Annotated in this window: 24 protein-coding genes; 8 read left to right on the top strand and 16 right to left on the bottom strand. The window is 69.7% G+C overall.

The window, feature by feature from the left end; translation table 11 throughout:
- Positions 1-110: 110 nt before the first annotated feature.
- Together AC07O8_RS12420 and tadA are read right to left on the bottom strand one after the other, a co-directional pair.
- Positions 111-1,112 (bottom strand): LD-carboxypeptidase, encoded by a 1,002-nt coding sequence (locus tag AC07O8_RS12420; protein WP_495048318.1) that lies wholly within the window; start codon positions 1,110-1,112, stop codon positions 111-113.
- Positions 1,109-1,840, bottom strand: a complete 732-nt coding sequence (gene tadA / locus AC07O8_RS12415) for a tRNA adenosine(34) deaminase TadA (RefSeq protein WP_495048317.1) — start codon at positions 1,838-1,840, stop codon at positions 1,109-1,111. The genes AC07O8_RS12420 and tadA overlap by 4 nt, the downstream gene beginning before the upstream one ends.
- Positions 1,841-1,888: 48 nt before the next feature.
- On the opposite strand from tadA, the gene AC07O8_RS12410 reads away from it, so the two are divergent.
- Positions 1,889-3,088 carry a DUF72 domain-containing protein gene (locus tag AC07O8_RS12410; RefSeq protein ID WP_495048316.1) on the top strand — a complete coding sequence of 400 codons (1,200 nt, stop codon included), beginning with the start codon at positions 1,889-1,891 and terminating at the stop codon, positions 3,086-3,088.
- 24 nt (positions 3,089-3,112) lie between these two features.
- On the opposite strand, the gene AC07O8_RS12405 is transcribed toward AC07O8_RS12410, so the two are convergent.
- From AC07O8_RS12405 to guaB, 6 genes are all read right to left on the bottom strand, one after another.
- Positions 3,113-3,664 (bottom strand): 2'-5' RNA ligase family protein, encoded by a 552-nt coding sequence (locus tag AC07O8_RS12405; RefSeq protein WP_495048315.1) that lies wholly within the window; start codon positions 3,662-3,664, stop codon positions 3,113-3,115.
- Positions 3,665-3,710: 46 nt separating this feature from the next.
- Positions 3,711-3,923, bottom strand: coding sequence for a hypothetical protein (locus AC07O8_RS12400; protein WP_297530197.1), 213 nt, complete (start codon positions 3,921-3,923; stop codon positions 3,711-3,713).
- Positions 3,924-3,998: 75 nt separating this feature from the next.
- Positions 3,999-4,739 (bottom strand): NIPSNAP family protein, encoded by a 741-nt coding sequence (locus AC07O8_RS12395; protein ID WP_495048314.1) that lies wholly within the window; start codon positions 4,737-4,739, stop codon positions 3,999-4,001.
- A gap of 181 nt (positions 4,740-4,920) precedes the next feature.
- A complete protein-coding gene (gene guaA, locus AC07O8_RS12390) occupies positions 4,921-6,534 on the bottom strand; it encodes a glutamine-hydrolyzing GMP synthase (RefSeq protein ID WP_495048313.1) in 1,614 nt (537 codons plus the stop codon).
- Positions 6,535-6,589: 55 nt separating this feature from the next.
- On the bottom strand, positions 6,590-7,894 hold the full coding sequence (locus AC07O8_RS12385) for an MFS transporter (protein ID WP_495048312.1): 1,305 nt from the start codon (positions 7,892-7,894) through the stop codon (positions 6,590-6,592).
- Positions 7,891-9,363, bottom strand: a complete 1,473-nt coding sequence (guaB, locus tag AC07O8_RS12380; RefSeq protein WP_495048311.1) for an IMP dehydrogenase — start codon at positions 9,361-9,363, stop codon at positions 7,891-7,893. The genes AC07O8_RS12385 and guaB overlap by 4 nt, the downstream gene beginning before the upstream one ends.
- 60 nt (positions 9,364-9,423) lie before the next feature.
- On the opposite strand from guaB, the gene AC07O8_RS12375 reads away from it, so the two are divergent.
- Complete coding sequence (locus AC07O8_RS12375; RefSeq protein ID WP_495048310.1) at positions 9,424-9,942, top strand: DUF4124 domain-containing protein; 519 nt, start codon at positions 9,424-9,426, stop codon at positions 9,940-9,942.
- Between the two features lie 127 nt (positions 9,943-10,069).
- Here the strand turns inward: AC07O8_RS12375 and AC07O8_RS12370 are convergent, their stop codons facing one another.
- Positions 10,070-10,393, bottom strand: a complete 324-nt coding sequence (locus AC07O8_RS12370) for an RnfH family protein (RefSeq protein WP_495048309.1) — start codon at positions 10,391-10,393, stop codon at positions 10,070-10,072.
- The gene (locus tag AC07O8_RS12365; RefSeq protein ID WP_495048308.1) at positions 10,380-10,844 is read right to left on the bottom strand and encodes a type II toxin-antitoxin system RatA family toxin; all 465 of its coding nucleotides are present in this window, start codon (positions 10,842-10,844) and stop codon (positions 10,380-10,382) included. The genes AC07O8_RS12370 and AC07O8_RS12365 overlap by 14 nt, the downstream gene beginning before the upstream one ends.
- Before the next feature lie 86 nt (positions 10,845-10,930).
- Between AC07O8_RS12365 and smpB the strand changes: the two genes are divergently transcribed.
- Entirely contained in the window at positions 10,931-11,395 is a 465-nt protein-coding gene (gene smpB, locus AC07O8_RS12360; protein ID WP_495048307.1) for an SsrA-binding protein SmpB, read from the top strand.
- Positions 11,396-11,436: 41 nt separating this feature from the next.
- On the opposite strand, the gene AC07O8_RS12355 is transcribed toward smpB, so the two are convergent.
- Positions 11,437-12,648, bottom strand: a complete 1,212-nt coding sequence (locus AC07O8_RS12355) for a PLP-dependent transferase (protein ID WP_495048306.1) — start codon at positions 12,646-12,648, stop codon at positions 11,437-11,439.
- 178 nt (positions 12,649-12,826) lie between these two features.
- Here AC07O8_RS12355 and AC07O8_RS12350 point away from each other — a divergent pair, with 178 nt between their 5' ends.
- Positions 12,827-13,831, top strand: coding sequence for a hypothetical protein (locus AC07O8_RS12350; RefSeq protein ID WP_495048305.1), 1,005 nt, complete (start codon positions 12,827-12,829; stop codon positions 13,829-13,831).
- 64 nt (positions 13,832-13,895) lie between these two features.
- On the opposite strand, the gene rimO is transcribed toward AC07O8_RS12350, so the two are convergent.
- Positions 13,896-15,323 carry a 30S ribosomal protein S12 methylthiotransferase RimO gene (gene rimO / locus AC07O8_RS12345; protein ID WP_495048304.1) on the bottom strand — a complete coding sequence of 476 codons (1,428 nt, stop codon included), beginning with the start codon at positions 15,321-15,323 and terminating at the stop codon, positions 13,896-13,898.
- Between the two features lie 268 nt (positions 15,324-15,591).
- On the opposite strand from rimO, the gene AC07O8_RS12340 reads away from it, so the two are divergent.
- The 3 genes from AC07O8_RS12340 to AC07O8_RS12330 all read left to right on the top strand — a co-directional run bounded on the left by AC07O8_RS12340 (position 15,592) and on the right by AC07O8_RS12330 (position 18,212).
- Positions 15,592-17,343, top strand: a complete 1,752-nt coding sequence (locus tag AC07O8_RS12340) for a sensor histidine kinase (RefSeq protein WP_495048303.1) — start codon at positions 15,592-15,594, stop codon at positions 17,341-17,343.
- 57 nt (positions 17,344-17,400) lie between these two features.
- The gene (locus AC07O8_RS12335) at positions 17,401-17,868 is read left to right on the top strand and encodes a GFA family protein (protein ID WP_495048302.1); all 468 of its coding nucleotides are present in this window, start codon (positions 17,401-17,403) and stop codon (positions 17,866-17,868) included.
- 74 nt (positions 17,869-17,942) lie between these two features.
- Positions 17,943-18,212 carry a hypothetical protein gene (locus tag AC07O8_RS12330; RefSeq protein ID WP_495048301.1) on the top strand — a complete coding sequence of 90 codons (270 nt, stop codon included), beginning with the start codon at positions 17,943-17,945 and terminating at the stop codon, positions 18,210-18,212.
- A 54-nt stretch (positions 18,213-18,266) separates the two neighbouring features.
- On the opposite strand, the gene phaR is transcribed toward AC07O8_RS12330, so the two are convergent.
- The 3 genes from phaR to AC07O8_RS12315 all read right to left on the bottom strand — a co-directional run bounded on the left by phaR (position 18,267) and on the right by AC07O8_RS12315 (position 21,199).
- Positions 18,267-18,854 (bottom strand): polyhydroxyalkanoate synthesis repressor PhaR, encoded by a 588-nt coding sequence (phaR, locus tag AC07O8_RS12325; protein WP_495048300.1) that lies wholly within the window; start codon positions 18,852-18,854, stop codon positions 18,267-18,269.
- A 128-nt stretch (positions 18,855-18,982) separates the two neighbouring features.
- The gene (locus AC07O8_RS12320) at positions 18,983-19,984 is read right to left on the bottom strand and encodes a Bug family tripartite tricarboxylate transporter substrate binding protein (protein ID WP_495048299.1); all 1,002 of its coding nucleotides are present in this window, start codon (positions 19,982-19,984) and stop codon (positions 18,983-18,985) included.
- A 183-nt stretch (positions 19,985-20,167) separates the two neighbouring features.
- On the bottom strand, positions 20,168-21,199 hold the full coding sequence (locus AC07O8_RS12315; protein WP_495048298.1) for a LacI family DNA-binding transcriptional regulator: 1,032 nt from the start codon (positions 21,197-21,199) through the stop codon (positions 20,168-20,170).
- A gap of 211 nt (positions 21,200-21,410) precedes the next feature.
- Between AC07O8_RS12315 and AC07O8_RS12310 the strand changes: the two genes are divergently transcribed.
- On the top strand, positions 21,411-21,938 hold the full coding sequence (locus AC07O8_RS12310; RefSeq protein WP_495048297.1) for a Csu type fimbrial protein: 528 nt from the start codon (positions 21,411-21,413) through the stop codon (positions 21,936-21,938).
- A gap of 95 nt (positions 21,939-22,033) precedes the next feature.
- Here AC07O8_RS12310 and AC07O8_RS12305 read toward each other — a convergent pair whose 3' ends face one another.
- Positions 22,034-23,188, bottom strand: a complete 1,155-nt coding sequence (locus AC07O8_RS12305; protein ID WP_495048296.1) for a diguanylate cyclase domain-containing protein — start codon at positions 23,186-23,188, stop codon at positions 22,034-22,036.
- Positions 23,189-23,302: the final 114 nt, after the last annotated feature.

Genomic DNA, 23,302 nt, shown 5'->3' with positions numbered 1-23,302 from the left:
CTGCGGATGCGGCATTGCCAGATTGTTGCCAAGGCCGCGCCTCTCGTGGAGGCCGGCCGATGCCGGGGCGGATCATAGCGGCCCGGTTCGCGGGGCGCGTGTGACGTCCGTCAGTGGCCGTGGTCGTGGTCGTGGTCGTGGCGGTGGTCGCCCTCCGCGTGGCCATGATCGTGCCCGTGATGGCCGTGGTGATCATGGCCCTGGCCGACGTGCCCCCAGGCAACGATGACATCGCGCCCCTCCACCATCATCTCGGCCTTCGCCCCGACCGGCAGGCAGACCTTGGTCGGCACGTGGCCGAATGGCAGGCCCGTGAGGATCGGCACCTTGACGCGTTCGCGCAGCGCCTCGACGCAGGCCTTCATCGAATAACCGCGATCCAGCGGCGACTTCTTCCAGCCGCTGAAGCTGCCCAGCAGCACCGCCTTCTGCGCGTCCAGCACCCCGGCCTGCCAGAGCTGGAGCAGCATGCGCTCGACGCGGTACGGGTGTTCGTTGACATCCTCGAGGAACAGGATGCCCCCCTTGACGCGCGGGAAGTGCGGCGTGCCCAGCAGCGAGCACAGCACCGTCAGGTTGCCGCCCCACAGCGTGCCGCGCGCCTCGACGCCGTCCAGGCCGGCCTCGGTGCGGAAGCCGATGGCTTCGAGCGAGCCGTCCATCGCCTCGAGGAAGCAGTCGCGGGTGATCTCGTCGACGCCGCCGTCGGTCTCGGCGCGGCCGAAGTCGTCGCAGGCCAGCGGTCCCGCCCAGCTCGTCTGCTTCGTGTGGGCGAGCAGCCCCAGCTGCAGCGCGGTCAGGTCGCTCAGGCCGACCCAGCGCGTGCCGCGCTCGACGCTGCGGGCGATGGTCGGCCAGTCGATGCGGTCCAGCAGGCGCGTCAGGCCGTAGCCGCCGCGCGTGGCCAGCGCCACCGACGGCGCGGCCTCGGCCACGCGATGCAGCGCCGCCAGCCGCGTCTCGTCGTCGCCGGCGAAGCGCTGGTGCTTCGCGAGCGCCGCGTCGTCGACCGCCACCTCGAAGCCGAGCGCCGTCAGCCGTCTGGCCGCGCGCTTGAGGGCTGGCGATTGCGCCAGGACGCCGGAGGGGGTGTAGAGGGTCAGGGAGCTCATCGCTGCTTGTCGTCCTGCATGTGGTCCTGCATGTTGTCCTGCACGTTGTCCTGCGAGAGATCGGAATTCAGGGAAAGGTATTGCGCGTCGCCGACGGGGATCTCGGGGAATTCCTGGACTTCAGGCAGCACGCTCAGCGTGTCGACGGCATCGACATCGAGGCCCTCGCCCGCGGCCCCGGACGCGCCCGCCTCCACGGCGGCGCGTCGACGGCTGTCGCGCAACTGGCGCGCCGCCTCGCGCCGTTCGGCGAAGAACTCGCGCAGCAAACGGGACGACGCCTCCGCCAGCACGCCGCCGTGCAGCGCCGTGTGATGGTTCAGCTGCTTCTGCCCGAACAGGTCGAGCACCGAGCCCGCGACGCCGGTCTTCGGATCGGGCGCGGCGAAGACGACGCGCTTCAAGCGCGCGTGCATCATCGCCATCGCGCACATCGCGCAGGGCTCGAGCGTCACGTAGAGCTCGCACTCCGGCAGCCGGTAGTTGCCGAGCAGCTGCGCGGCGTGGCGCAGCGCGACGATCTCGGCATGGGCGGTCGGGTCGTGCGTCGTGATCGGCCGGTTGTAGCCGGTGGCGATCACCTGGCCGCCGCGCATGATGACGGCGCCCACCGGCACCTCGCCGACGAGCCAGGCGTTCTGGGCCTGGTCGAGGGCGAGCCGCATCGCGTAGTCATCCGCGGGGTCGGCACGGTCGGCGGGAGGGATCGGGAGGGACTCGGTGGTCATGGCGGCGCTCGCGCGGCAGTGTAGCCGTGCCCGCTATGCTCCCGGCCCATGCAACAGGAGTTCCCCGGTCAACAGGACGATCTCTTCGGCGAGCTGCTGCCGCCGGCGCCCGCCGCGCCGCCGGCGCGTGCGACCGGTCGCCGCGGCATCGATGGCGACGACGACGACGATGAAACCGGCGTCGGCGATGGCAGCGGCGATGGCAGCGGCGACGGAGGAGAGAACGGCGGAGAGAACGGCGGCGAAAGTGGCGACAACACCGCCGCCGCCCCGAAACGCCGCCGCGCCGGCATCCAGACGCAGCCGCCGGACGACGACCAGATCGCGCTCGCGGCCGCGCTGTCGCCGAAGATCCGGCTGGGCACCTCCTCGTGGAGTTATCCCGGCTGGCAGGGCATCGTCTGGGCGGGCCGGCACGGCGAGTCCAACCTCTCCCGCAACGGCCTGACCGCCTACGCGCAGCAGCCGCTGCATCGCGCGGTGAGCATCGACCGCGGCTTCTACCAGTCGCTGACGGCCAGCCAGTACGAGCGCTATGCGCAGCTGGTCCCGGAGGACTTCCGCTTCACGGTCAAGGCGCCGAGCCTGATCACCGACGCGCAGGTGCGCGCCGAGGACGGTCGCGGCCGGCAGGCCAACACGGCCTTCCTCGATCCGCGGCTGGCGGTCCAGGAGTTCCTGTCGCCAGCGATGGAGGGCCTGGGCGCGCGCATCGGCGCGCTGGTGTTCCAACTGAGCCCGCTGCCGCTGGCCCTGCTGGACCGCATGCCGGCGCAGCTCGACCGCCTGCACGCGATGCTGGCCGCCCTGCCTTCGCTGCGCGACGTGGCGCCCGAGGCGGTCGTGGCCGTGGAGGTCCGCGATCCGGAATGGCTGACGCCCGACTTCGTCGCCGTGCTCAAGGACTGCGGCGCGCGCTACTGCCTGGGCCTGCATCCGAAGCTGCCGCCGATCCAGGATCAGTTGCCGCTGCTGCGCGCAATGTGGCCGGGACCACTCGTGTGCCGCTGGAACCTGCACCGGATCCACGGCCCTTTCGGCTACGAGGACGCGGAGAAGAAGTACGGGGAGTACGCCGAGCTGATGGATCCCGATCCCGAGACCCGGGCCGTGCTCGCGAAGGTGATCCGCGCGACGGCCGAGGCCGGGCATCCGGCCTACGTCACGATCTCCAACCATGCGGAAGGCTCGGCGCCGCTGACGCTGCGCGCGCTGGCGCGGGAGATCGTCGCGCCGGGCGAGGCCTGATCACGACGCGTCGCCGCCGTCCGCTCAGGCGAGCGGCCAGCGCGCGAGTTCGACGTGCGTGGACAAGCCCTGCAGACTGTCGATCAGCAGGATCTCGCTCGCCGTCCAGCCGGGGACGATGAACGGCTGCGGCTCGACCGCGAGGTCGTCATAGAACAGCGTCAGGTGGGGCGTGAAGTGCGGGTCGGTCCGCAGGCCGCTCGCGCGCAGGCAATCGCCGAGCGTCGACTGGATCGCCCGCACGGGATCGAGACACGCGCCGCCGCTGAGCACCAGCGGCAGGTTCCGCCGCTTGCGGGTGAAGCTCAGGAGCTGGTCGAAGTCGACAGGCACGGGCGAGTGCCGCAGCGATGCAGCGGCGGCCTCGGCGAGCTGCCTGACTTCCGACATCACATCGGCTTGTTCAGTCTGATCGTCGTACCAGCCGAGGTGGTGCAGCGTCACATGGAGGCGTTCCGTGCGCGACGCTTTCGCGCGCAGGCCGAAGCGACGCACGAGCGCGTCCGAGACCGCGCCCAGCCTCGCCGCGGTGAGCGCATCGGGCCGCAGGCAGAAGAAGAGCGCGTGGACGGTCATGCGGTGACGCCATCAAGGGGCGCTTGTGGCGCGGCGAGTGGCGCAATCACTGCGCCTCGGAAGCGCGTTGCTCGCCTTGCTTCATCAGGTCCTGCACCTGCCGGCCGACCGCTTCCGGCTGAGGCAGCGCCGACGACGACGCGGACGCCGCCGGATCCGCCGAGGCCGGCGGCTTCATCGCCTGCATCTGCTTCTTCGCGGTCAGCATCACGATGGTGAGCACGATGACGAGGGCGAGGATGGACAGGGCGCTGCGCATGCAAGGACTCCGGGGTAGAAGCGGGAATGGCGCGAAGCATAGCCACACCCGATCGCTCCGCCCTGCCCCGCCGGATCAGCGCGGCGTCGGGACGACGCCCGGTCGCAGGCGCAGGATCTGCGGCGACCGTTCCTGCGCGTCGCGCCAGCGCGGTTCGAGCGAGCGCCACGCGGTCGAATGCCGGCAGGCGCTCCAGCGGATGGCCCAGTCGTCGGCATCCGCGGCGCGGGTCATCCAGACGAAGACCTTCTCGCCCTCGCGCACGGGCAGGCGCGGGAAGTTGTTGGGCGAGCGCTCCGGCACGAAGCTGCCGATCACCGGCAGGCCCGCCGCCGCGATGACCGGCGCGACCTCGTGTTCGAAGAAGCGGGCGAAGCCGTCCTCGGGATCGGCCGGGTCTTTCCACAGGGTGCAGAGGTGCAGCACGACCAGCCCGGGCGCGGCGCCTCGCCCGAACGTGCCCGCGGCCCGCGCCGCGTCGATGCGCGTCGGATGCGGCCCACAGCCCGGGCTCCGCATCAGCAGCACGTTGTCGTTGTCGACGAGCAGCGGATTGGCCTCGCCGCGATGAGCCTGCCACACGGGGCCGGAATAGAACTCGCCGAGCATGCGCTCACGCGCCGCCATGTCGTCGAAGCCCCGGATCCACACGAACCGGTCCGGATCGTCGAGGTCGGCGAACTGCCCGTACAAGCGCATGCCGACGGCTTCCTGCGAGTCGACGAAGGCCGCGTCGAACAGGCGCATGAAGCGCTCGCGTTCGCCCTTGACGATCTTGTACTGGCGCAGCTCGTAGACGGGGTGGTCGTCGGCCATGGGGGTCTCCGAAAGGTGTCGAAGCAATCCCGGCGATTCTGGACGGAGGCCCTGACATCGCGTGTCAGCACGATCGACGCGCTGCGCGTTTGCGTCATCGAGGTCCCGACCACAGGTTCTACCCAAAAGGCACGAAGGACTCAAGACGCCAGCGTGGGCTCCGACGGCCGTTGGGAAGCGCTCATTCCCATTCGATCGTCGCCGGCGGCTTGCTCGAGACGTCGTAGGTCACGCGGTTGATGCCGCGCACCTCGTTGATGATGCGGCCCGAGCAGCGCTTGAGCAGGCTGTAGGGCAGCTCCGCCCAGTCGGCCGTCATGAAGTCGCTGGTCTGCACCGCGCGCAGCGCGACCACGTAGTCGTAGGTCCGGCCGTCGCCCATCACGCCCACGCTCTTCACCGGCAGGAACACGGTGAAGGCCTGGCTGGTCAGCTCGTACCAGGTCTTGCCCGTCGCCTCGTCGCGCGTGTTGCGCAGCTCCTCGATGAAGATCGCATCGGCGCGACGCAGCAGGTCCGCGTATTCCTTCTTCACTTCGCCGAGGATCCGCACGCCCAGGCCCGGGCCCGGGAACGGGTGGCGATAGACCATCTCCGGCGGCAGGCCCAGCGCCACGCCCAGTTCACGGACCTCGTCCTTGAACAGCTCGCGCAGCGGCTCCAGCAGTTTCAGGCCCAGTTGCTCGGGCAACCCACCCACGTTGTGGTGGCTCTTGATCGTCGTGGCCTTCTTCGTCTTCGTGCCGCCGCTCTCGACCACGTCCGGATAGATCGTGCCCTGCGCCAGGAAGGTTGCGCCCCGATGGACGCCCTTGCCTCCATCGCCGGATTTGAGCCGCTCGGCCTCGGCCTTGAACACGTCGACGAACAGCCCGCCGATGATCTTGCGCTTGCGCTCCGGATCGGTCACGCCGGCCAGTTGACCGAGGAACAGCTCGCTCGCGTCGACGCGGATCACCTTCGCGTGCAGCTTGCCCTCGAACATGTCCATCACCGCGTCGCCTTCGTTCAGGCGCAGCAGGCCGTGATCGACGAACACGCAAGTCAGCTGGTCGCCGATCGCGCGGTGGATCAGCGCCGCCGCCACCGACGAATCGACGCCGCCGGACAAGCCCAGGATGACCTCCTCGTCACCGACCTGCTCGCGGATCTTCGCGACGGCCTCGGCGATGTAGTCGCCCATGATCCAGTCGCCCTTGCAGCCGGCGATCTCGCGCACGAAGCGGTGGAACACCGCCGCGCCCTGCACCGTGTGCGTCACTTCCGGGTGGAACTGGAACGCGTAGTAGCCCTTGTCCTCGTTGGCCATGCCGGCGATCGGGCAGCTCGGCGTCGACGCCATCAGCTGGAAGCCCGGCGGCAGCGCGGTGACCTTGTCGCCGTGGCTCATCCAGACCTTCAGCATCCCGTGACCTTCGGGCGTGGCGAAGTCCTGGATGCCGTCCAGCAGCTTCGTATGACCGTGCGCGCGGACCTCGGCATAGCCGAACTCGCGGTGATCGCTCCACTCGACCTTGCCGCCCAGTTGCACCGCCATCGTCTGCATGCCGTAGCAGATGCCCAGCACCGGCACGCCCAGGTCCCACACCGCCTGGGGCGCGCGCAGTTCATGGTCCTCGTAGGTCGACGCGTGGCTGCCCGACAGGATGATCGCCTTCGGCCCGAACGCGCGGATGAAGTCGTCGCTGACGTCGTTGGGGTGGATCTCGCAGTAGACCTGGGCCTCGCGCACGCGACGCGCGATCAGCTGCGTCACCTGGGAGCCGAAGTCGAGGATGAGGACTTTGTCGTGCATGGTCAGCTTCTGAAGATGCTTGGGGATTCTGGGAGGCTCAAGCTCACGTGCGCGCTCAGGCCTTGGCCGCGGCGGCCTGTGCCGGCGGGTCCGTGTTGAAGTGGCGCCACGCAAAGCCCAGCGAGGCCAGCTGCAGCAGCGCACAGAGGTAGAACGGCGCGCCGAGGCGCCAGTCGGTCTTGGGGAGCTCGGCGACCAGCGCCATCAACCCCAGGCCGGCGATCGGCGAGATCACCGCCATCAGGCTGTTGATCGCCGCCACCGCGCCCATCGTCTCGCCTTGCGTGCGGGCGTCGGCGGCGTTGGAGATCAGGCTCTGCATCGCCGGGGCCGCGGCCACGCCGGCGATGTTCAGGAAGATCGCGCCGACCATCATCCAGGCTTCGGTCGACAGGCCCCAGATCACGTTGGTCAGGATCGAGGTCGCGAGGCCGATCAGCACCAGGCGGCGCGCGCCCAGCCAGCGCATCAGCGGCTGCAGCAGCACGCCCTGCACGACCACCGCGACCAGGCCCACGACGAACAGTGACAGGCCGTTCTCGCGCGGCCCCCAGCCGAACTTGTGCTGGTTGTAGAGCACCCAGCTGGTCTGGATCACCAGCTGCGCCAGGCCCGAACACGCGATCACGTAGATCAGCGGTCCGACGCCGCTCAGCTTGCGCAGCCGGCCCAGCGCCGCGACCGGATTGGCCTTGCGCCACTCGAAGGGTCTGCGGTGTTCCGGCGCCAGCGATTCGGGCAGCACGAAGAAGCCGTAGAGCCAGTTCAGCAGGGCCAGCGTGCCGGCGACGTAGAACGGCAGGTGCAGGTCGATGCTGCCGAGCAGCCCGCCCATCACCGGGCCGAGGATGAAGCCCATCCCGAAGGCCGCCCCCAGCATGCCGAAGCGCTTGGCGCGGTCCGCCGGCAGCGTGATGTCGGCCACGTAGGCGTTGGCGACCGCCGCGTTGCCTTGCATCGCGCCGGAGAACAGCCGCACCACGACGAGCATCCACAACGCGTCGGCCATCGCCGTCACGAAGAAGCTCAGCGCCAGGCCGCTGAAACCGATCAGCATCACCTTGCGGCGGCCGAAACGGTCGGACAGCCCGCCCAGGATGGGCGAGCCGAAGAAATTCGCGAGACCGAAGGCGAACGCCACCGCCAGTTGCGCCAGCGTGTGCTGGGTCTCGCTCTGCGTGAAGGTCCCGACCAGCGGCGGCAGCACCGGGATGATCAGGCCGATGGACACCATGTCGATCAGCACCGCGATCAGGATGAACGACATGGCGGCCTTGCGGCCGCCATGCGTCGTCGGAGCTGCGACGGCGTCGGGGCCTGCGCCCCGCGCCGCGTCCACAGGGTCGGACAAGGGCGTCACTCCAGCCGGTAGTTGGGCGCTTCCTTCGTGATCTGCACGTCGTGGACGTGGCTCTCACGGATGCCCGCCGAGGTGATCTCGACGAACTCGGCCTTGTCGTGCATGTCGGCGATGCTGGCGCAGCCGCAGTAGCCCATGGAGGCGCGCACGCCGCCGGCCATCTGATGCACGATCGCGACCATCGAGCCCTTGTACGGGACTCGCCCTTCGATGCCTTCCGGCACCAGCTTGTCCGCGTTGGGGTTGGTCGTCTCGTCGTTTTCCTGGAAGTAGCGGTCCGCCGAACCGGCTTTCATCGCGCCGATCGAGCCCATGCCGCGGTAGCTCTTGTAGCTGCGGCCCTGGTACAGGATCACTTCGCCCGGGGCTTCCTCGGTGCCGGCGAACATGCCGCCCATCATCACGGTGCTCGCGCCGGCGGCGATGGCCTTGGCGATGTCGCCGGAGTAGCGGATGCCGCCGTCGGCGATCGCCGGGACGCCGGTGCCCTTCAGCGCGGTGGCGACGAAGTCGATCGCCGCGATCTGCGGCACGCCGACGCCGGCGACGATGCGGGTCGTGCAGATCGAGCCGGGACCGATGCCGACCTTGACCGCGTCCGCGCCGGCTTCCACCAGCGCCAGCGCCGCGGCGCCGGTGGCGATGTTGCCGCCGATGACCTCGACGCCGGGATAGTTCTTCTTGACCCAGCGCACGCGTTCGATGACGCCGCTGCTGTGACCGTGCGCGGTGTCGACGACGATCGCGTCGACGCCGGCCTTGACCAGCAGCTCGACGCGTTCCTCGGTGCCTTCGCCCACGCCGACCGCCGCGCCGACGCGCAGCTTGCCGTGCGCGTCACGCGCGGCGTTCGGGAAGTTGGTCTGCTTGGTGATGTCCTTGACGGTCATCAGGCCGCGCAGTTCGAACGCGTCGTTGAGGACCAGCACGCGCTCCAGCTTGTGCTTGTGCATCAGCGCCTTGCCGTCGCTGAGCGACGCGCCTTCCGGCACGGTGATCAGGCGTTCGGCCGGGGTCATGATCTCGCTGACCGGAATGTCCATGCGCGTCTCGAAGCGCAGGTCCCGGTTGGTCACGATGCCGACGACCTTCTGTCCCACCAGCACCGGGAATCCGGAGACGCCGTGGTGCTCGCTCAGCTGCTTGACCTGGCGGACGGTGGTCTCGGGGGTGATGGTGATCGGGTCGCGGAGCACGCCGGACTCGTAGCGCTTGACCCGCGCAACTTCCGCGGCCTGCTGCTGCGGCGTCAGGTTCTTGTGCACGATGCCGATGCCGCCCTCCTGGGCGATGGCGATCGCCAGGCGCGCCTCGGTCACGGTGTCCATCGCGGCGGACACGAGTGGCAGGTTCAGGCGGATGCCACGCGTGAACTGCGTGGACAGGCTGGTGTCGCGCGGCAACACCTGGGAGAACGCCGGCACCAGCAACACATCGTCGAAGGTGAGGGCCTTTCCGAGTAGGCGCATGAGGGAAGCTCCAGTCGCAAAGGCGCATTATAGAGAAGCCCGGCAGTACACTCCACGACCATGATGAATCCCCCCCTCCTGCGACGCCCGCGACGCCCGCTGGGCGTGATCTGCGCGCTGGCGCTGATGGCGCTGACCTCGATCGCGCACGCCCAATGGAAGTGGCGAGACGCCGACGGCCGCACGCAATACAGCGACCGTCCGCCGCCGCCGAGCGTCGCCGACAAGGACATCCTGCAGCGTCCGTCGAATGCGACGCGCGTGCCCCCGTCGCCGGGCCAGGCCGCGCTGCAGGGCGCGTCGGCGCCGGCCTCCGCGGCTTCCGCGCCGGCTCGTCCGGCGAGCGAAGCCTCCTCGCGCGACAAGCTGGAGCGCGAGCGCAAGGCCCAGGAGGACAAGGCCCGCGCGGACGCCATGGCCGAGAATTGCCGCCAGGCCCAGAACCGCCAGCGCGTCCTGGAATCCGGCCTGCGCCTGCGCAGCGGCACGCAGACCGGCGAATCGCAGCCGATGACCGAGCAGATGCGCCAGGAAGAGATCCGCAACATGCAGGCCGTGATCACCGCGAACTGCAAATAGGGCCGGAACGAGTTCCGGAAACAACACCGGACGGCAAGACGGACGTAAGTCCGGTGACCACCGGTAAGACGAAAGGCCGCTCACGCGGCCTTTTTGCTTGGTTCGGCGGTGTCGGGCCTCTGAGGGGTCAGGCCTTGCGGCCCAGCGGCCGATGTCGCGTGACGATGCGGCTGCCGGCGGCCTGGAAGCGCTGGCGACGCGCCTCCTTCGGATCGACCGTCAACGGGCGGTAGACCTCCACACGGTCCTGCTCGCGCAGCGGCGTGTCGAGCGCCGCCGTGCGGCCCCAGATGCCGGCCGTCAGCGCAGCTATCCGTGCTGGCTCGAACCAGGCGCTGGCGACCAGGGCATCGCGCAGCGTGCTGCCGGCGGGCAGGGTCAGTCGTTGTTCGCGCAACTCACCGCGGACCGGGCTCCAGAAGAGCTCGATCGACAGCTCAGCGGGCGCCATGGACCTGCTCGGCGCGCTTCACGAAGCTGTCGACGAAGGTGTTGGCGATGCGGTCGAAGACCGGGCTGACGACCGCCTCCAGCGCGAAGCTCGAGAAGGCGTAACGCAGTTCGAATTCGATCTTGCACGCGCGCGGCTCGCCGTCCGTCGGCGCGCCCGGACGGTGCAGCGGCAGGAACTGCCAGTCGCCGTCCAGCATCGAGAACGGTCCGTCGACCAGCGTCATGCGCACGCGCTGGTTGGGCTCGTTCGTGTTGCGGGTGGTGAACGCGTGCCGCAGGCCGGCGTACTGCAAGGACAGCCTGGCGGTCACGCCATCGTCGTGGCGCTCCAGGACCTCGGCGGACGAGCACCAGGGCAGGAACTCCGGATAGCGCTCGACCTGGGTGACCAGCTCGTACATCTCGCGCGGCGAGTACCAAAGGAGGACAGTCTTCCGGACGTGCTTCATGGTGGTTCTTAGAATGGCGGGATTGTAGGCGGCCCGATCGACCCCATCTGGGCGTCACCTGGCCGCCACGCACAAGAAGAATCCCCATGTCCATTGCAGAAAACCGTCGCGCCCGATTCGAATACCACCTCGAGGAGCAGTACGAGGCCGGCATCGTCCTCGAAGGCTGGGAGGTCAAGGCCATCCGCTCCGGCCAGGTCCAGCTGCCGGACGGTTATGTCGTCATCCGCGAGGGCGAGCTGTTCCTGATCGGCTGCCGGATCGATCCGCTGCGCACGGCGTCCACGCACGTCAGCCCGCTGGCCGACCGCACCAGGAAGCTGCTGATGAGCCGCGCCGACATCCGCCGGCTGATCGGCAAGGTGGAGCAGCGCGGCTTCACGCTCATCCCGCTGGACCTGCACTACAAGAACGGCCGGGTGAAGGTGCAGATCGCGCTCGCCAAGGGCAAGGCCCAGCACGACAAGCGCGAGACCGAGAAGAAGCGCGACTGGGAACGCGAGAAGGGCCGCCTGATGCGGCACAAGGTCTCGGGGCCGTCCAAGGACTGAGCGGCGCGGCGGGCCGCTCGCGCGCTCAGCGCTTCAACGCTTCAAGGCTTCAAGGCCGCGAAGGCTTGCGCGAGGTCCGCACGCAGGTCCGCGACCTCCTCCAGTCCGATCGCGAAACGCACCAGCGTGCCGCCCTCCTCCGCCGTCCACGGCAGCCCCAGCGAGCGGCTGCGACTGAGGTCGTAGGGCACGACCAGGCTCATCGGACCGGCCCACGAATAGCCGATCCCGAAACACGTCAGCGCATCGACGAAAGCGTCGACGCGGCGGGCATCGAACTCGGAGCGGAACACCGCCGAGAACAGACACCCCGCCGCCTCGGGACTGACGTCCCGCCAGAACGCATGGCCGGGCGATTCCGGCAGCGCCGGGTACAGCACCCGCGCCACTTCGGGCCGGTGGGCCATCCACTGTGCGAGTTCGCGCGCCGCCGCGTCCTGCGCGCGGTAACGCAGCGCGATGCTCGGCAGCCCGCGCAGCACGGCTTCGACGTCGTTCTGGCCGACGCCGTAGCCGAGGTACTCGTGCGTCGCCACCAATTGGCGGTTGAGCGCCACGTCGCGCGTGCAGACGGCGCCCATCAGCAGGTCCGCGCCGCCTGACGGGAACTTGGTCAGCGCCTGCATGCTGATGTCGGCGCCGAGTCCGGGCGCGACGTGCGGCGCCACCTCGAAGGCATTGAAGGCCAGCCCCGCGCCCCAGGTGTTGTCCAGCGCCGTGAGCACGCCGCGCGCGCGGCAGGCCCGCAGCAGCCCGATCAGGTCGGGGAACTCCAGCGTGATCGATCCCGCGGCTTCGAGCCACACCAGCTTCGTGCGTTCCGACAGCATCGCCTCGAACGCCGGCACGTCGAGTGGATCGTAGAAGCGGTGCGTGATGCCGAGCCGCGTCAATAGACCATTGGCGAGGTGGCGGTTCTGACCGTAGACGTTGTCGGGCAGCAGGACCTCGTCGCCCGGCTTCAGGAAGCTCAGGCTGGTCAAGGTGATGGCGGAAACACCGCTGGGCGTGAGCACGCAGTGTTCGGCGTGTTCGAGCGTCGCGATGCGCGCGGCCAGCGTGTAGGTCGTCGGCGTCCCCGGCAGGCCGTAGCGGTAGCTGACGCCATCCATCGCGCGCGGGCGGTGCAGTTCGGCGGTGTTCTTGAACAGCACGGTCGAGGCCTTGGCCACCGGGACGTGCACGGCGTCCCAGCCCTCGGGCGCCCGGTACGGGTGGTGGATCTGTTCGGTGGACGGGCCGCGCTGGGTCACAGGGTCTCCTGGGTTCGGGAATCAGCCAGCGGCCATTCTCCAGCACGCCCTGCCTCGATGGGCGGCGGCACCGATCAGGTCAAAGACAGCGCCGCAGCAGGGCCGTCGATCGAACTCCCGGGCCCTGTTTCCGCACAAGGGAACTCATCTGATCCCCCTCCACGACATTCGACCCACCATGCGCCCGGACACCTCCTTCAGCACAGTCATCGCGCCGGCAGAGGCGTTCGCCACATCGGCCGACGAGGCCTCCGACGATTTCGAGCTGGTCGACGTCGACCATCCAGCGCATCTGTCGCCGGCCAAGTGGCATCGCCATCATCCTGACTGGGCGCATCGCCGGCCGGGAGAGCCGGTGGACGGCAATGCGCTGTGCCGTCTGCTCGCGGAGCTGGCGGACCAGGTGCGTCGGCGGGGCCGGTCGCTTCCTCACGGACTGCTGACGCATGTGACGGCCTGCGTCGACGCGGCGCCGGCCATCCCCCTGGTGATCGATCGCCGTGGCTGGCCGGACATCCTGCTGGCCAGGGAAGCGTTGAGGGCCAAGCTGCTGACCGCAGCCCTCGATCCCGAGAAGATCCAGTCCGCGGTGCCACGTCGCTTCGACAGCATGTTGCGCCAACTGCAGACCCTCCAGGCTCCGGCACTCCGCAGCCACCAGACGATCCAACTGGTCGAGGCTGCCGAGGCGACGCGGATCGTCGATGCGAACGACGCGTTTGCAGCCGCGCTGCACGACAGCGCCACGGAGATTCGCCGTTCGCGCGCATGGTCTGGCCTCGGCGGCGAGTTCTCGGTGCGCGCCATCACAAGCCTGCCCGGCTGGCCCAAGGGACGCGTGCTGAGCATCGAGGACCGCTCCGGCCGCGAAAGCGACCGCTATGGCACCAAGGCGCCGGGCAGCACGCCCATCCGGGTGCGTCTGCACGCGTCCCATTACGACGCCATCGTGGACGGCAAGATCGTGCCCGTCCCGGGTGACGGCGATTGCTTCTACTCGTCGGTGCTTGCGGGGATGGATGCGGGCGAGCGGCAGACCTTGCTCAAGACCTCGACCGGCGACGAGGACCAGCAGCGGCTCATCCTGCGCGGGCTGGTGGCGGACCACATTGAAGCGATGGCTCGCCGGCCGTCGACGGCACCGGAGATGATGCGCCACGTCTGGATCGCCAACGCGCCCTGAATCGCTCGCGCCAGGAAAAGCGCCGGCGCGAGGCCGGCGTTCATCGGGGCGCCGACGCGCCGGATCAGATCGGCAGCGCGATCAGGTCGTGGCCCTCGACGCCGACGATGCGGGCGCGGGTGAATTCGCCGACGCGCAGTTGCTTGCTGGCCTTCTCGGGCGGCAGCAGACGCACGGTGCCGTCGATCTCCGGCGCGTCCGCGTACGAGCGGCCCACGCCGCCCTTGCGACCCAGCGCCGGCGCGGAATCGACCAGCACCTGCATCGTCGCGCCGACGCGGCGTTGCAGCTTGGCGATCGACACTTCCTCGGCCACGGCCATGAAGCGGGCGCGGCGCTCTTCGCGGACCTCGTCCGGCAGCGCGCCGTCGAGCGCGTTCGCCGGCGCACCTTCGATCGGCGAGTAGGCGAAGCAGCCGGCACGGTCGATCTGCGCCTCGCGCATGAAGTCGAGCAGGTACTGGAACTCCGCCTCGGTCTCGCCGGGGAAGCCGGCGATGAAGGTCGAACGGATCACGAGCTCCGGGCACATCTCGCGCCAGCGCAGGATGCGCTCGAGGTTCTTCTCGCCGTTGGCCGGGCGCTTCATGCGCTTCTGCACGTCGGGATGGGCGTGCTGGAACGGCACGTCCAGATACGGCAGGATGAGGCCCTCGGCCATCATCGGCACGATCTCGTCGACGTGCGGATACGGGTAGACGTAGTGCAGGCGGACCCACGCGCCGTAGGGCTTGGCGATCTCGCCGAGCTGCGCGACCAGGTCGAACATGCGCGTCTTGACCGGCTTGCCGTCCCAGAAGCCGGTGCGGTACTTGATGTCGACGCCGTAGGCGCTGGTGTCCTGGCTGATGACCAGCAGTTCCTTGACGCCGGACTCGAACAGCGCCTTGGCTTCGGACAGCACGTCGCCGATCGGTCGCGAGACCAGGTCGCCGCGCATGCTCGGGATGATGCAGAAGCTGCAGCGGTGGTTGCAGCCCTCGGAGATCTTCAGGTAGGCGTAGTGCTTGGGCGTCAGCTTGATGCCGGCGATGCCGCGGGCCTCGGGCACCAGGTCGATGAACGGGTCGTGCGGCTTGGGCACGTGGGTGTGGACGGCGTCCATCACCTCCTGCGTCGCATGCGGGCCGGTCACGGCGAGCACGCTGGGGTGGATCTCGCGGACCATGTTGTCGGAGCTCGCGCCCGCCTTGGCGCCGAGGCAGCCGGTGACGATGACCTTGCCGTTCTCGGCCAGGGCCTCACCGATGGTGTCCAGCGACTCCTTGACGGCGTCGTCGATGAAGCCGCAGGTGTTGACGATCACCAGGTCCGCGCCGGCGAAGGTCTTGGAGGTCTCGTAGCCCTCGGCGCGCAGCTGCGTGAGGATGAGTTCGGAATCGGTCAGCGCCTTCGGGCAGCCGAGCGAGACGAAGCCGATCTTGGGCGCGGGGCTGCCACCTGCGCTGCTCGTCGTGGCGGCGGCGGTGGGGTCGTAAGTCGTTGATTCCATTTGGGTTCCGCCGGGCGATCTGGCTGAGGGCTGGGGCGGCATTGTAAGCGACGCGGCATTTTCCAGATGGGGCCGGGTGCATTGCGCCACGCCCGTGACCGTGGACGACTGCCGCGGCGCACGACCGGTAACGGGCCGGGACCGCGGCGTGCCGACCCCGCGGGCCGCTACGTGGATACTCGCGCCTCCGGTCTTGCCGTCGCGCCACGCCCGTCCTCCCTCTCTCGTCTTCCCTCGTCCTCCCTCAGGTCCCCCTCCTCCTGCCTCGATGTCCGATCCCTCCCCGCGCTCCGAGCTCCTGCCCCTGGTCGGCGACCGTGCCTCGGTGGAAATGGCCGCGCTGGTGCTGCCGCCGGTCGTGGTCGCGAGCACGCCGGCGGGCAGCGCCGCCCCCTGGGCGTGGGCCTGGGCCATCGCCTATGCGCTGAGCTCGATCGGTGTCGCCATCGCGCGTCGCCGCTTCCGGCGCGAGGCCGCGGTGATGGACCCCGACGACTTCGTGGCGCGCTGGTCGCGACCGCTGGAGCGCATCGCCCTCGCCTTCGGCCTGCTGTGGGGCCTGCTGCCCGGGGTCGCCGCCGCCAGCGGCGTCTTCGAGCACGCGGTCTTCCTGTACCTGGTGCTCGCCGGCACGACGGTGTCGACGGCCGCCTTCGCCGCGGCGGACCTGCCGTTCTTCGCCCGTTTCCTCGTGCCGGCATGGGCGATGGCCACGGTGGCGGTGCCCTTCGCCTTCCCGACGCAATGGACGATCGTCCTGCCGCTGTGCCTGCTCTTCCCGTGGCTCGTGTGGCGTCACGCACGCACGTCCAACGGCTTCCTCGTCCAGCAATCGCGCCTGAAGCGCCAGAGCGAAGCCCTCGCCCTCGCCCACAAGGAGGCCCGCGATGTCGCCAAGGCCGCGTCGCGCGAGAAGAGCCTCTTCCTGGCCACCGCCTCGCACGACCTGCGCCAGCCGCTCTACGCGCTGACCCTGACCGCGCAGGCCGCGCTCCAGCGCAACCAGGATCCGTCGCTGCGGCCGCTGCTGGTCGACATCTCGCAGGCCGCCGGCCACGTCAACGACCTGCTGAACTCGCTGCTCGACGTCTCCGCGCTGGACAGCCGCAGCGCCGAACTCGCGCTCCAGCCGCTGGCGCTGGCGCCGCTGCTCTCGGAGTTGCATGAGCGTTTCCAGCCGGAGGCGCAGGCGCGCGGCCTCGACTGGCGCATCCGCGGGCCGGAAGCGCCGGCCTGGGTCGTCGCCGAGCCGATGCTGCTGCGCCGCGCGCTCGCCAACCTGCTGCACAACGCGCTGCGCTACACGCCCGAAGGCGGCGTGCTGCTCGCGATACGACGCCGCGCCGACGACTGGGCCATCGAGGTCTGGGACACCGGTGTCGGCATGGCCGCGACCAAGCGCGAGGCGCTCTTCTCCGAATTCCATCGCGGCGACGACGCCGCGCAGCTCACCGGCGACGGCCAGGGCCTCGGCCTGTCGGTCGTGCGCGACTGCGTGCGACGGATGCAGGCCTCGATCGATTGGCACTCCACGCCGGGGCACGGCTCCTGCTTCCGCATCACGCTGCGCGGCGCGGCCATGCCGGCGATGCCGACGAAGCGCGCGCCCGTGGCCCTGCATGCGTTCGAGCCGCTCGGCGGCCGCGTGCTGGTGGTCGATGACGACCGCGGCGTGACCCGCGGCCTGTCGCATCTGCTGGGCGAATGGGGCGTCGACTGTCGCATCGCGGGCGATGCCTCGCAGGCCCATGCGGTGCTGGACGCCGAGTTCGAGCCCGACATCGTGGTGAGCGACCTGCGGCTGGGGCACGACGACGGCGGCTATACGCTGCTGCAGGATCTGCTGGACCGACTGCCGCTCGCGCGCGGCCTGGTGGTCACCGGCGAGTTCGACCTGCCCGACCTGCGCCGCGCCGAGGCCGACGGCTACCTCGTGCTGCGCAAGCCGGTGCAGCCGGGCCCGTTGCACGCGGTGCTGCGATCGATGCTCCCGGCGCGGGTGCTGTCGTCGCCGGGCTGATCGACCGCGCCACGGCACGCGCGTTGCCGGAAACGGCCCTCAAGGAGAACATCCGCCATGCACCTCGAAGGCTCCTGCCACTGCGGCCGCATCCGCTTCTCGGTCGATTCGACCGAGCCCTGTCCGTTCATGCGCTGCTACTGCACGATCTGCCGCAAGACGGCCGGCACCGGCGGCTACGCAATCAACATCGGCGCCGACAACAGCAGCTTCAGGCTGATCAAGGGCAAGCGCGATCTGAAGGTCTACCGTGCCGTCATCGACGGCAAGGAAAGCAGCGGCCAACGCCACTTCTGCGGACATTGCGGTACCGCGCTCTGGATGTACGACGACAACTGGCCCGACCTGATCCATCCGCATGCGAGCGCGATCGACACGCCGCTGCCGCAGCCGCCGGAGAACGTGCACGGATTGCTGGACTCCAAGGCGCCCTGGGTCAACGTCGAAGGCAAACCGGGTGATCCGCGCTTCGACCACTTTCCGGACGAGTCACTGGCCGAGTGGCACCGGCGGCACGGGCTCTAGAACCGCGCATTCGGTCACGGCGCCGCGGGCACGCCGCGCCCCCGAGGGGCAAGCGGCTGTCTAGCATCGTGCCCATGTCGACGACCCGCCCCGCCCCGCTCCTGGACGACGCGCCGCGCACGCGCTCAGCCCCCTTCGCCTGGACGAAGCGACGTCCTGTCTGGGCAGCGCTTGCGCTGATCGCGGTGATCGTGCTGCTGGCGGTGTGGACGGGCCAGGACCCCTACGCCGAGCGCGAGGACTGCCTGGCGCGCCAAGGCACGCCGGTGGTCGTGAATGCGGCCCTGCATCAGAGCGAGTGCCGCATCGTCGACGAGGGCGCCGACGGCGCGCTCAAGCGCTGAGCGCGCTGGACCCGCTCGACACGATGAACGCGCAGCACCCGCTGCACGCGCCGCTCACTTCTTCGGCGGCGTCGGGAAGCCCGGCATCCCGGGCACGCCGGGGAAGATGTTCCCCGCGCTCTGGAACTGCTCCTGCATCTGCAGGAACAGGTTCTTGGACTGCTCGAGGTAGTTGCCCATCAGGCCCTGCATCATCGGCGCCTGGCCGCTCATGAACTGCGACCACAGCTGCGGATCGAAGCCGCCGCCCTTGCTCGGATCGGCGAAGCGGCTCTGCAGTTCGGTGACGGCCTCGAGGTTCTTCTCGAGGTAGGCGCCCATCAGGCCCTGCATCGCATGGCCGTAGAAGCGGATGATCTGCGCCAGCAGCGGCGTCGAGAACATCGGCATCCCGCCCATCTCCTCCTCCAGGATGATCTGCAGGAGGATGGAACGGGTCAGTTCATCGCCGGACTTCGCGTCGCGGACCTCGAAGTCCTCGCCGCCGAGCACCATCTTCTTGACGTCCGCCAAGGTGATGTAGCTGCTGGTCTGCGTGTCGTACAGCCGCCGGTTGGGGTACTTCTTGAGCACCCGCGGCCCCTTGGGGTGCGCGGGATCCTCGCTGCCGGTTGCGGTCTTGCCGCGTCGGGCCGTCGCCATGCTGTCTCCTCTGAGGGTCTTCGACCCATTCTAGGAGGCGCCCGGCAAGCGGCCCGCCGGGTGATTTCCCTTGCTGTGCGGGAGGCGGACCGGACTGCCGAAGCAGCGCCGCAAGTCCGCGTCCGCGCTCAGTCCGGCTTGACGTTGCCGTCCTTGATGACCTTCGCCCACCTGGCCTGCTCGGCCTTCTGGAACTCGGCGAACTGCGCCGGCGAGTTGGGCGTGTACTCCAGGCCCAGCCCTTCCATCTTCGCCTTCACCTCGGGCAGCGCGACGATCTTCTGCACTTCGGCATTGAGCCTGGCGACGATGGGCGCCGGCGTGTTCGCCGGGAAGTACAGCGCCTGCCAGCTCGACACGTCGAAGCCGGGCACGCCGGACTCGGCCAGCGTCGGCACGTCGGGCAACTGCGCGCTGCGCTTGGCCGAGGTCACCGCCAGCGCCTTCACCTTGCCGCCCTTGATCTGCGGCAGGGCCACGGTCACCGTCTCGAAGCTCATCGGGACCTGGCCGCCCATCACGTCCTGGATGGCCGGCGCGCTGCCCTTGTAGGGCACGTGCGTCAGGTCCGCGCCCGTCAGCAGGCGGAACACCTCGCCCGACAGGTGCTGCGACGTGCCCTGCCCCGCCGACGCGAAGGTGATGTCGCCGGGCTTGGCCTTCGCGGCGGCGATGATGTCCTTCACCGTCCTGGCCTGCGAGCCCGGCCCGATCAGCAGCACGTTGGAGATCTTGCCCAGCAGGATCGCCGGCGCGAAGTCGCGGTCGGCCTTGTAGGGCATCTTGGGCAGCAGCGCCGGATTGATGGCGTGCGTCGCGATCGTGCCCAGCAGCATCGTGTAGCCGTCCGGCGCGGCCTTGGCCACGCTGTCCGCGCCCAGCACGCCGCCGGCGCCGGCCTTGTTGTCGACCACGATGGTCTGCTTGAGCGAGACCTGCAGCCGCGCCGCGATCTCGCGCGCCAGCACGTCGGACGTGCCGCCCGGCGCGAACGGGACGATCAGCTTCACCGGCTGGGTCGGCCAGTTGCTGGCGTCGGCGGCCTGCGCCGCCATCGTCGTCATGCCCAGCACCCCGATCGCCGCCGCAGCGGCCAGGACGCGCACGCGGTCCCGCATCACCGTATTCATGTCGCTTGTCTCCATCCATGACGGCATGCGGCCCTCGTCGACATCGACCCGGTCCCGATCCCGTCTTCTTGATGCAGCCGATGGTATCGGTACCATCCGGCGCGTCAAGATTGCGTTCGTGAGGGATTCCACCGGGGCCGCTCGGTGAGCGGACTCCCCGGACTCCCCGGACTCCCCGGACACTCAGGCGCTGGCGCGCTGGACCAGCTCGAAACCGATGTCGACCGCGCGGCGATCGACGCTGCCGCCGGCCCGGTCGAGGATGAAGCGGGCCGCCTGCCGCCCGATCGCGAAACCGTCGATGCGGACCGTGGTCAGCGCCGGCTCCAGGTCCCGGGCCAGGGCCAGGTCGCCGAAGCCGACGATGGCGAGGTCCTCGGGGATGCGCAGCCCGCGCGCCTGCGCCTCGATCACGACGCCCAGCGCCAGCGAGTCGGAGCTGCAGAACACCGCGTCGACACCGTCCGGATGCGCCAGCAGCTCGGCCAGCCCGCGGCGGCCGCTGCCCAGGGTCGTCGGCGTGGCGACGGTGGCCACCGGCACGTCGGCGATGCCCAGCGTCCCGGCCTGCTCCTGGAAGGCGCGGAACCGGCGCATCGCGCGCTCGTCGCTGCCGCCCACGCCCGCCAGCCGGCGGTAGCCGCGCTCATGCAGGAAGGACGCGACCTGGCGGCCGACCTCGACGTGGGAGAAGCCGACCAGCATGTCGATCGGGTCGTCGCTCTGGTCCCAGGTCTCGACGACCGGCACGCCCGAGGCGCGCAAGCGCGTGCGCGCCTGCTCGGAATGGCTGGTGCCGGTGAGCACCAGGCCGTCGGGACGGCGACCGATCATCGCGTCCAGCCACGCGTCCTCCCGCGCGTTGTCGTAGCCGGTCTGACCGAGCAACACCTGGTACCCGGCCTCGAACAGTGCCTCGGTCAGGCTCTGCACGGTATCGAGGAAGACCGGCCCCGCGATCGTCGGCACCGCGACGCCCACCATGCGGCTCTTCATCGAAGACAGCGCGCCGGCCAGCAGGTTGGGGACGTAGCCGGTCTTGCGGACCGCCTCCGCCACGCGCTCGCGGACCTCCTGCGACACCTGCGCGGGGTTGTTGATCGCGCGCGAGGCGGTGATCGGCGCCACGCCCGCGATCTGCGCCACGTCGCGCAGCGTGACGGCGCCGCTGCCCTTGCGGCGGCGGGGACGGGGGAAGGTCTCGATGTCGGACATATGGCCGTCGATTATGGCGGTCGATCACAGGGAAAACCGGGGGGAAGCGGCGCTGCGGAAGGGGGCCGTCGCCGACGCCGACGCCCGACGGCCGTGGGCAGATCCCCTACACCGCCGTGCGTGCCCCACCCGACCCCGGGTGCCGCCATCGGCTGCTGTTGGTAACGAGTCGTGAGAACGAAGATTCATCCATCGACAACAGGGGGCCGACATGAACACGATCTCGAAGCAAGCCAGCAAGTTCAAGCACATCGCCATCGGCCTGGGCCTGGCGGTATCCGCCACGATGGCGGCCAACGCCACGACCGCCCAGAACACCTTCCAGGTGACCGCGACGATCACGAGTTCCTGCACCGTGTCCGGTTCGGCCCTGAACTTCGGCAGCGCGATCGACCCCCTGGCGGTCGGCGTGCCGCTGGACGCCTCGTCGACGCTGACGGTCACCTGCTCCAACACGACGCCCTATGCGGTGTCGCTGAACGCCGGCACCAACGCGGGCGGCGCGTCCAACTTCACGTCCCGCACGATGAAGAGCGGCGCCAACACCCTGGGCTATCAGCTCTACCTGGATTCGGGCCGCACGACCGTCTTCGGCGACGGCACCGCCAGCTCCAGCACCAAGAGCGGCACCGGCAGCGGCAGCGCGCAGTCGATCAGCGTCTACGGCCGTGTGCCGACGCTGGCCGGCGTGGTGCCCGGCGCGTACACCGACACCGTGACCGTCACCATCACCTACTGATCTCCGATCCGCGGCCCGGTTCAGCGCCGCCCCCTGCGACGAACCTCGGGCCTCGCGCCGATCAGGCGATCAGGCGATCCGCCAGGAAGCTCCGCTCACGCCCGCAAGGGCGTCCGGAGCTTTCGTCTTTTCTTCTCTTCGTAGGACATGTCGTCCGCGGCCTCGAGCAGCCGCTCGTAGCTCGTCTGGCCGTCGCCGACCGCGTAGCCGATGGACGCGCCCACGGTGACCATGCCGCCATCGATCGCGATGGGCTCGGTCAGGGCCTGCAGCAGGCGCTGCCGGATCTGCGCCATGCGGAACTCGTCGGGCGCACCCGAAAACAGCAGCACGAATTCGTCGCCGCCGACCCGCGCCGGGAGGTCGCCGTCCCGGCACTGCGCCCGCAGGCGCTGCCCGACGGCGCGCAGCACGGCGTCGCCGGCCGCATGGCCGTGGTGGTCGTTGACCGGCTTGAAGTCGTCGAGGTCGAAGACGATGACGCTGATCGGCCGACCGGCGAGTTCCTGCGCCCGCCGCGCCAGCGATCGCCGATTGGCCAGACCGGTCAGCAGGTCCGTGTCCGCCGTCGTGGCCAGCTGGGTCATGTCGCGATCGCTGGCGCGGACGAGGCGACTCGCATAAGCGATGGTCCAGAGGGTGAAGGCGATGAACAGCGCCGCGAGCGCCAGGGCCGAGCGCTTGACCGCCAGGAGCCCGCGCTGCTGCTCGGCCTGCCGGGCCGTCAGCAGGGCGCGCTCGGCGCGCTCCATCGTGTCGAGCAGTTGTCGCAGCCGCTTCGAGGCATCGTTCGTGATCCGCGCGTCCAGTCCGTGACGCAGGGCCTCGGCGCCGTCGCGATCCGCGATCACGGCGGAAGACAGGTACCAGCCGGTGATCTCCAGGGTCTCGGAGCGCACCTCCGCGGCCAGTCCCAGCTGCGATGGGTTGTCCTGGACCAGCGAGCCGAGTGTCTCCGCCGTCTGCCGCGCGTCGTCCGCGGCGGCGCGCAGCCGCTGGAGCGCTTCCGCCTGCGGCACCAGCGCGAAATTGCGCAGCGCGATGCCGCCGCGCAGCAGCCCGGAGCGCAACTGGTTCAGTTGATCGAGGACCTCATGGGTGTGGGCGACCAGGTCGTTCGCGTCGCCGTAGCGGCGGGCGCTGTCGACCAGCACCCCGGCAGCGCCGATCACCAGCATCAGCGCCACCGCCTGGGACAGCTGCAGGACGCGCGCGATGCGCCGGAGCAAGGGGTTGGAGACGGTCGCCAAGAGCGGGTGCGGGGGCCAGGATCGGCGCATCCTAGCGCCAGCGCACCCACAAAGCAGAACGCCCGCTGAGAAGCGGGCGTTTGCCGATACGTCCCGAAGGACGTCCTACCGTCT

This window comes from Roseateles sp. GW821-FHT09G09, from assembly GCF_059415965.1.
Note: the sequence above shows the minus strand (reverse complement) of the source record. Positions and strands in the feature narration are given on the sequence as shown.